At 37.8% G+C, this 925-nt stretch carries 1 pseudogene; it reads left to right on the top strand.

Going from position 1 to position 925, the window contains the following annotated elements:
* Positions 1–903, top strand: a pseudogene (locus tag E1171_RS00680) (VWA domain-containing protein); the annotation flags it as partial.
* Between the last annotated feature and the right edge of the window lie 22 nt (positions 904–925).

Here is a 925-nt window from a genome sequence, read left to right as displayed (position 1 = left end):
ATAAATATGAGAAGCCGGGAAAATGATGCTGTTCTCCCTTCTTTTAATAAGGATTTTTCTCCATTTAGCTTTGACCAAAACTTACAGCAAATTGTAAATGATTTTCCTCCTGTCTCTGTTCCATTTGGTACTTTTGATATAAGTCCTGATACTGAAGTGTTGCTTTACCAGAAAGTGGGTAGCATTATATCTACAAAACCATTGCTTGTTGTAAATGGTACTCAAAGACCCAAAACAGCCATTATGCTCGGAAGTGGAATATGGCAGTGGCGCCTTCAGGAAAATGCCCAAAGAGATTCACAACAGGCCTTTAATACCCTGATAACTAAAATTGTCCAATATCTTTCTACTAGGGATGATAAGCGAAAATTTAGGGTTTATCCGATAAAGAAAGAGTTTGATGATCTTGAACCCGTAGTGGTAGAAACTGAGGTGTACAATGATTTATTTGAAAGGATCTACGGACACAGGGTTGAATTAACTGTTACGGATGCAGAGGGAAAAAGTACATTATACACCTATACAACAGCCAGGAACAATAGCCAATATCAGCTATCCAGGTTAAATCCAGGAGTCTACCGGTATACAGCAAAAACTAAGCTGGATAATTCAACGGAAATAACTTCAGGTGCTTTTACTGTAAAAAAATTGCAATTGGAGCACTTGAATCTGACTGCCGATCATCAAATGCTTCGAACTTTAGCCAAAAGAAGTGGGGGAGAATTTTTCACCAAGGATCAAATGGATGAATTGGATGCCAATTTAGCTAATCAAAAGGCTGAAGGGATAATTCACAGCAGCGAGCAATTCCTTTCCCTAATAGAATTAAAGTGGCTGTTCTTTACTCTTTTGTTTCTGGTTTCCATGGAGTGGTTTATTCGAAAATACCATGGCGGATATTGAAGTCAATTAAGAGTTCTTTGAA

The organism is Xanthovirga aplysinae (assembly GCF_009711365.1).
Taxonomy (GTDB): domain Bacteria; phylum Bacteroidota; class Bacteroidia; order Cytophagales; family Cyclobacteriaceae; genus Xanthovirga; species Xanthovirga aplysinae.
The sequence above is the reverse complement of the archived record's forward strand: the minus strand, read 5'-3'. Positions and strand labels throughout refer to the sequence as shown.